The sequence below is a fragment of the Erythrobacter longus genome, assembly GCF_000715015.1.
In the GTDB taxonomy this organism is placed as follows: Bacteria; Pseudomonadota; Alphaproteobacteria; order Sphingomonadales; family Sphingomonadaceae; genus Erythrobacter; species Erythrobacter longus.
The window spans coordinates 22,556-29,605 of the sequence record NZ_JMIW01000008.1 but is presented as its reverse complement, the minus strand read 5'-3'; the positions used below and the strand labels follow the sequence as shown (position 1 = coordinate 29,605).

The following is a 7,050-nucleotide window of genomic DNA, read 5'->3' as shown; positions in this document are numbered from 1 at the left end:
TCGGCGAGGTTCTCGTAGCCGATGGCTGAGGATTCGAGACCATTGGCAACGGAGCGGACGCCCACTGCGGTTGTCTCCTCGCCTGTCGCGGTGGTGCCTGTGCCGACCGAAACGGTCTCGTTGCCATCAGCAGTTGCGACTGAACCCACAGCCACGGACCCTTCTCCCGCTGCTACTGGCAACTGACCTATGCCCACTGCTCCTTCGCCGACTACAAGTGGAGAGTTACCGCAAGCGAACGCATCGTCTCCTATGAGAATCTCTGAGCTAGTGCCTGCGCCTGAGGTGTCACAAGATCTTTGCGCTTGGGCCGGATTGGCGAGCATGGCAGCGGTAAGAACGGTTGAGGTGAGCAGCGCAAGACGCGCTATCGAAGTGTGAGTTTTGTCGAATTGCATAGTGATATTTCCTTGAGTTGGACCGTTTGTTCGATCCGGGTCGCAGGCACCCGTTAGATTGCTCTCCGGTCCAAAGAACCCGAGCGCCCGCGACCCTTCACGCGCTGCTCCTGCACGGGCAGCAGCACCTTGGACCTAGCGACGGCCCAAGGGTGCGAGCGTGGTAGCCAGCGTTGGAAATGTGATTGCAGAGCGTTGTATTTGCGGAAGGTCCGCAGCATGCGCGGCGCTATGAGCAAATAGGCGGGGGCGGAAAAAGGGGGCGGCTAGAGAGTGGGAAGGTGTAAAGCGATTGCTGCACACCGTTCTGGGATGTTGATTGAAACTTGTTCTTACGGCTTCTTCGCGGAAGGTTATCCGTAGAACTCAAGAAGTTGGCCTCGCCAATGTAAAAAAGCATGGACCGAGCATGCGAAACTCGCATATCTGTAGGAGATACTTGGCTGCCTTATGGATTTTGGGTTGGGCGAATGAGCTTTCTTTTTCAGCCGTTTCCAACACCCAAGAGCTCCTGCGGGACCAGGCGCAGGTCACCGACTGGGCGGAAATTATGGTCATGGAGTCCATGAAGCTGGGATTGCTGTTTTTGGCAGAGCGATTGCGTCACCCGCTTGGACAAAAGCTGATCCTGCACATTGAGCGGATGCTCACTTTCGACAAGCCTATCGCGGCCATGAGGGGGTTTGGGTCCAGAACATGACAAAACCCCTGTTCACGATGCAGACCATCGGACCCTTCGAAGTTCGAGACATGGATGGTGTGGTGCCCCTTCCGCCGTCGCGCAAGACGAAGGCGCTGCTGGCCTATCTGTTGCTTGCTGAACGCAAGCATTCGCGCCAGTCGCTGTGCGAACTGTTCTGGGACAACACCGCAGATCCACTGGCGAGCTTGCGCTGGTCACTGACCAAGTTGCGCCAATTGTTGAAAGCTGATGGCGCGACGATCATTCATGCCGACCGGGAATCGGTCTGGCTCGACAACAGCCGCATTGCAATCGACAAGGACCCCCTCAACCTGGTGGCTAACGAAGGCGGCGTTGCTGAAGAGCACGCCGACAAGGTCTGGAAATCAACCATTGGCGTGCCACTGGAAGGATGCGAGCTTCCCAATCATGGCGACTTCATGCTCTGGGTGGAGGCGTATCGCCAGGATTATGCCCGCCTGCGAGCAGGCATCGCCAAGCAATTTGCACGCGATGATAGTCTGTCCTGGCAAACGCGCGACAAGTGGGCGGAGCGGTGGCTGCGGTTCTCTCCTTACTCTGCGGGGGCCGCGGTTACTGCCTATCAGAACAAGTTTTACGCAGCAGGGCGCCCCGCAGCGCAGGGTTTTGCAAAGAAACTCACGAAATCCTTCAACGAGGCCGGAATTCAGCCACCCGATTTCGTGATCGATGAGAATGCCGTCGAAGACATTCCACGCGCAAGCCTGATCGCACCCGCCGAACAGCAAATCCGGTTTGTTCAGGGTGAAGACGGCGTCAGCATCGCCTGGGCAAGCGTGGGCGATCCGGGCAATCCACCGCTCGTGAAGGCGGCCAACTGGCTGAACCATCTTGAACTTGACTGGGACGCACCAATCTGGAGTCCGCTGTTCAAGGAGCTTTCACGATCGCACCGCCTGCTGCGCTATGACGAGCGAGGCTGCGGCTTGTCGGACTGGGATGTCGAGGACATCAGTTTCGACAGCTTCGTAAAGGATCTTGAGCAGGTCGTCGATGCGGCGGGCCTTGATCGGTTTCCCTTGCTCGGGATCAGTCAGGGCGCGGCCGTGTCAATCCGCTACGCAGTGCTCAATCCTGACCGGGTTTCGCACTTGATCCTGTTTGGCGGCTATGATTGCGGTTGGCGTCACACCGCAACCGCAAAGGCAGTGATCGAGCGCGAGGCTGTGATGGTCCTGACCAAGGTGGGATGGGGCATGGATAACCCGGCCTACCGTCATGTGTTCTCTCGCACGTTCATGCCCGATGCCAATGCTGAAGAACTGGATTGGTTCGATGAGTTTCAGAGGTTGACCACAAGCTCAGACAACGCCGTGCGTTTTCTCGACGCATTCTCGACGATTGATGTGCGGGACGATCTGGCGAAGATCAGGTGCCCGACCCTGGTGGTGCACAGCCGAGAGGATTTGCGCATCCCGTTCGCGACAGGGCGGAAGCTCGCCGCGAGCATTCCCGGCGCACAGCTCGCCGGTCTCGACAGCAAGAACCATTTGTTGCTGGGCCGTGAAAAGGCCTCGGCGCAATTCGTCCAGCTGGTTCGAGAGTTCCTGGCAAAGGGCTGAGAAAGTGCAGTTTCAGCGGCTGGCGAGATCGTGTTCGTCAACACGGCGCATAATTGCCTCGCCATGCGCGACGGCAAGCAGGCCTTTGTCTCCGCAGTATCGAAGCCCGACACGAGCGCCGGCGCCTGCGTCGACTGGTTCCGCGTCGATGGCGAAGTGCGGGGCGGCGAAGACGGGATCGACGCGACCAATATAGCTGGTGCCACCAAGTTTGCGGGGCTCGAACTGCTTACCAGCTCGGGCGCGATATCGATGCGAGTTCGACCCGCACCAATTTCGATGCGCTCAACGGATATGCTCTGGGAGGTAGAGTTGAGTTGGGCTATCGCACGCAGGGCACGTCGTTCTTCGTCGAACCGCGCGTCAGCTTCGATTTCCAGAAGAGCGACCTCGATGATGACCTAAGTCCATCTTTGCTGTCAAAGGTCCATCTTTGCTGTCAAAGGACAACTTCGTGCACTTTTTTGCGGACGTCACCTTGGATCGGGAGGCTTGGCCAAATTGATTGATGATGACGTCTCGTCTGTGCACCGCGCAGCCTGCGACCGCGGTGAGGCGACCTATATTGATCCGCAAACCGGCTTTATGGTGTTCACAAAGGTGGGCCTTCTTGAGCGCGGCAAGTGCTGTGGCTCGCGGTGCCGCCACTGTCCGTTTGGGCACGAAAATGTGCCACAAAAACGCTGAGTGAGCGGGGGCAATCATTGGTTGCCTGCGTAACAATACGAGGGCCCTAAGTCACTGTTGCCAGCACGCCAATTGAAGCGCAGGGTTGTGATCGCCCCGATCTGGTGCAACCGGCAACAAGGAACAGACGATCGAAGACCAACATCTCGACGATGACGCTGCGAAAGCGCTTGCCTCTGGGGAAGCCATCGCCCGCGAAGTGCGCGGCGAGGACGGGCGCACATACAATCGCACGGTCGAACCCTATCGCTCCAAGCTTGGCGGCATTATCGCAACCTATTTACCAGTCGAAACGAGCACGGATGAAGAGGGTGAGACACGCAGCGATTTTCTCATGCGCGAGCTTGATCACAGAGTGAAAAACATGCTCGCGATCATCTTGTCGATTGCTGAGATTACCGCGCGCTCGAACACCGATATCAGCACATACAAGAACGATTTTCGCGCGCGGCTTGAATCGATGGCGCGCACCCATAATCTGTTGGCGCAGGCGCAATGGAGCGGGCTTGAGTTTCGAGCCCTTGTCGAAGAGGAGCTTTTCGCAATCGCGCCTCGCCAAGCGATCACAATCGAGGGGCCAGAGCTTTCCATTTCGCCGGTTGCTGCGCAGTCTTTGGCGATGTTCCTGCATGAATTGGCGGCCAATGCAGCCAAATACGGGGCTTTGGCGAGCGATGTTGGGGCGATCGCTATCGCTTGGGAAATCCAGCCCGGTGCGGGAGGTGCGGGCGGCGCGGGCGATGCGGGCGGTGCGGGCGGCGCGCTGATCTTGAATTGGCAGGAAAGTGGCGGACCATCGGTGACCCCGCCCGAACGAGAAGGCTTTGGCGGCAAGGTCATCAACCGTTTGTTCAAGCGCCAGCTCGAGGCGGAGGTTCAAACGCGCTGGGACGCATCAGGCATCCAGTTGGAGGCGAAAATCCCGCTCTCCAGCCTCACGGTATCAAAGGCTTGAAGCGCTCCGATCTCCTGCCCAACATTTTTCACCAGTTCCCATGATGCGACAGACAACTGGCATCTTGCCGCAAGCGGGACCTGCGCCTAGGTGACTGCCATGAATAATACACCAGAAAACAAAGCCCACGGTGACGACCATGATCTGTCGACCCGCAAATTCTATCCCGCACAAGAAGAAAGCCGCTTTGCTGATGAAGCGCCGGTTGGAACTCCGCAAACCGATCATCCGGCCTACAAGCTGGCGTTTCGCGACACCGATTTTCTGCTGCGCGATGAGCTTCGCCCTGTTCGTTTTCAACTTGAGCTGTTGAAGCCAGAGATGCTTTTGGATGAGGCGCGCGTGGGCTCAACCATGGTGATGTACGGTTCTGCGCGTATCCCATCCCAAGAAGAGGCACAGGCCAAGATTGATGCGGCTAAAGACGGCGATGAGTGGGACCAGAAGGTCGCTGCCAACCTCGCGAAGAAAGCGAAATATTACGAAGAGGCCCGCAAGCTTGCGCGGCTGGTGTCGGAGAAAGCCATCATTGAAGACGGCAAGCGGCAGTTTGTGGTGTGTTCAGGTGGTGGCCCCTCGATCATGGAAGCGGCCAATCGCGGGGCGAGCGATGCAGGGGGCGAGTCGATCGGCCTCAACATTGTGCTGCCTCACGAGCAAGCGCCCAACCCCTATGTGACACCGTATCTGTCGCTCAACTTCCACTACTTCGCGCTTCGCAAGATGCATTTCCTCTTGCGGGCAAAGGCCGTTGCGGTGTTCCCGGGCGGATTTGGGACCTTTGATGAGTTCTTTGAGCTTCTCACCTTGATCCAGACAGGCAAGATGAAAGCTCTTCCCATCCTTTTGTTTGGCAAGGAATTCTGGACCCGCGTGATCGACTTTGAGGCGATTGCCGAAGAAGGGACGATTGCGCGCAAGGACCTTGAATTGTTCCATTGGTGCGAAACAGCCGAAGACGCGTGGGACCATATCGCCGAGTTCTATCACCTGGGGTAGAATTTACGCGCTTTAGCTTCGCTCGATCAAATCGCTGCGGGCGTGGCTTTCACGCGGCAGTTTAACGTCAAAGATCAGGCCTAGCTTTTGCAGCGCTGAAATTACCCACCATCCTGGGTCACTTTGCCCTTTATCGAGGCCAATGCGTGCGCTTTCAGGAAAGGCGTGGTGATTGTTGTGCCAGCATTCGCCATAGGTCAAAAGGCCAAGGCCAGGTAGATTTGATGCCTGAATTCCTGCATCTTTCACCCACCATCGGCCCGGTCCCGGATTATGACAAAAATAGGTGACGGTCCAATGCCCAGCCGAGCTGATAAAAACCCGGGCGCATATGCCCCAAGCCACAAAAGACCAGCCTCCCGCCCAGTACAAGCCAATCGCCAATGGAATTTGGTGAAAGCGCCAAGTCTTGTCGAGGAAACGGTAAAAGGGGTCATGCGCGATGTCTTTCTCCACGGTGACGCGCGGAGGCCGTTCGAATTCAAATCGGCAAAACAGGTTCCAGAAAAGGTCGATTAAAAAAGGGCGTGTGTGACCAAAGAAATCATGACACTTGGGCTCTCGCTGTGCCCAGTCTCTCGTATCGTGGATCGTAATGATCCCCGTGGGCCCAGACACCCCGACGAGCGTTCCGATATAAATAAGCGTGCGTTCAAGCCATTTTTGGGCGGCAAAGGTCCGGTGGATCATCATCCGGTGCATGCCTACGCTGTGGCCGATCAGGAGCGTTGAATAGGTGAGGGTCAGAAACAGTAGCACGGCCTGCAAGCTTGCATCGACCAGCGCAAAGCCAGTGCCCACGATCATCACCCCGCTCCAGACCGCTTTAGGCCAATCGACGCGCACTTGGCCTCTACAAGGATCGGCTTTCTGTCCGTCAACTCTGAGGACGGGCTCCATCATTATCGGCGCACCGCTTGATGACCCAAGGGGCCGTTGCCTGCGCCAAAACCCGGTGCGTTCATTATTGCTGAGCGCACGAATTGGCGCGCTATTGTTACCGCTTCTTCCATGCTTTCACCGCGGCCAATAAGGGTGGCAATGGCGGACGATAGGGTGCAGCCGGTCCCGTGGGTGTGGTCGCTTTCGATCCGGGGATCGGCAAAACGGCGCAACTCTCCGGCGGCGTCGACCAGAATATCGACGACATCGCCTTCCAAATGGCCACCTTTGGCAAGGACGAGGGTTTGAAGTTCAGCGGCAAGCGCAATCGCAGCCTCACACATTTCGTCAACCCCGCCAATTTTGCGGCCTGACAGCAATTCAAGCTCTGCTAGATTGGGTGTAACGAGGCTCGCCTTACGCAGTAATCCGCCGCGCAAAGCTTCGACCGCGCTTTCATCGATCAGACGATGGCCAGATGTCGCCACCATCACCGGGTCAATCACCAAAGGCACGCCGGTATCAAGCTTGAGAGCATGGAGGCTGTCGCCAACCTCGCGCACGATGGCCTCGCTTGCGAGCATTCCGATCTTGATCGCGTCGACCCCGATGTCCTTGGCGCACGCCTCGATTTGTTTTGCAACAAAGCCTTGGGGAAAGCTTTCAACGGCTGTGACGCTGCAAGTGTTTTGAGCCGTCACACTGGTGATTGCGCTCATCGCATAACCGCCCAGCATTGTGATCGTCTTGATGTCGGCCTGAATGCCCGCCCCGCCGCTGGAATCCGACCCAGCGATTGTGAGGATGCGCGGAGGGGCTGGGAGAGGGGAGGCCAACCGACTG

9 protein-coding genes are annotated in these 7,050 nt (G+C 57.4%); 6 read left to right on the top strand and 3 right to left on the bottom strand.

The window, feature by feature from the left end:
- Nucleotides 1-398 (bottom strand): hypothetical protein (locus tag EH31_RS15250; protein ID WP_034961992.1); only part of this gene is annotated, 398 nt, incomplete at its 3' end.
- Nucleotides 399-717: 319 nt separating this feature from the next.
- Between EH31_RS15250 and EH31_RS15245 the strand changes: the two genes are divergently transcribed.
- The 6 genes from EH31_RS15245 to EH31_RS15220 all read left to right on the top strand — a co-directional run bounded on the left by EH31_RS15245 (nt 718) and on the right by EH31_RS15220 (nt 5,325).
- Nucleotides 718-1,098: a hypothetical protein gene (locus EH31_RS15245; protein ID WP_152553599.1), complete on the top strand. Its 381-nt coding sequence runs from the start codon at nt 718-720 to the stop codon at nt 1,096-1,098.
- Nucleotides 1,095-2,684 carry a bifunctional AfsR/SARP family transcriptional regulator/alpha/beta hydrolase gene (locus EH31_RS15240; protein WP_051699344.1) on the top strand — a complete coding sequence of 530 codons (1,590 nt, stop codon included), beginning with the start codon at nt 1,095-1,097 and terminating at the stop codon, nt 2,682-2,684. The genes EH31_RS15245 and EH31_RS15240 overlap by 4 nt, the downstream gene beginning before the upstream one ends.
- Nucleotides 2,685-2,714: 30 nt before the next feature.
- Nucleotides 2,715-3,089, top strand: a complete 375-nt coding sequence (locus tag EH31_RS15235) for a hypothetical protein (protein ID WP_152553598.1) — start codon at nt 2,715-2,717, stop codon at nt 3,087-3,089.
- Nucleotides 3,090-3,176: 87 nt separating this feature from the next.
- Nucleotides 3,177-3,371: a C1orf53 family protein gene (locus tag EH31_RS15230; RefSeq protein WP_034961985.1), complete on the top strand. Its 195-nt coding sequence runs from the start codon at nt 3,177-3,179 to the stop codon at nt 3,369-3,371.
- A 199-nt stretch (nt 3,372-3,570) separates the two neighbouring features.
- Nucleotides 3,571-4,326, top strand: a complete 756-nt coding sequence (locus EH31_RS15225; protein WP_051699343.1) for a sensor histidine kinase — start codon at nt 3,571-3,573, stop codon at nt 4,324-4,326.
- Nucleotides 4,327-4,425: 99 nt separating this feature from the next.
- Nucleotides 4,426-5,325, top strand: coding sequence for an LOG family protein (locus EH31_RS15220; protein WP_034961983.1), 900 nt, complete (start codon nt 4,426-4,428; stop codon nt 5,323-5,325).
- Nucleotides 5,326-5,337: 12 nt separating this feature from the next.
- On the opposite strand, the gene EH31_RS15215 is transcribed toward EH31_RS15220, so the two are convergent.
- Nucleotides 5,338-6,228 carry an acyl-CoA desaturase gene (locus tag EH31_RS15215; RefSeq protein ID WP_034961981.1) on the bottom strand — a complete coding sequence of 297 codons (891 nt, stop codon included), beginning with the start codon at nt 6,226-6,228 and terminating at the stop codon, nt 5,338-5,340.
- Nucleotides 6,228-7,043 carry a bifunctional hydroxymethylpyrimidine kinase/phosphomethylpyrimidine kinase gene (gene thiD / locus EH31_RS15210; protein ID WP_034961979.1) on the bottom strand — a complete coding sequence of 272 codons (816 nt, stop codon included), beginning with the start codon at nt 7,041-7,043 and terminating at the stop codon, nt 6,228-6,230. The genes EH31_RS15215 and thiD overlap by 1 nt, the downstream gene beginning before the upstream one ends.
- Nucleotides 7,044-7,050: the final 7 nt, after the last annotated feature.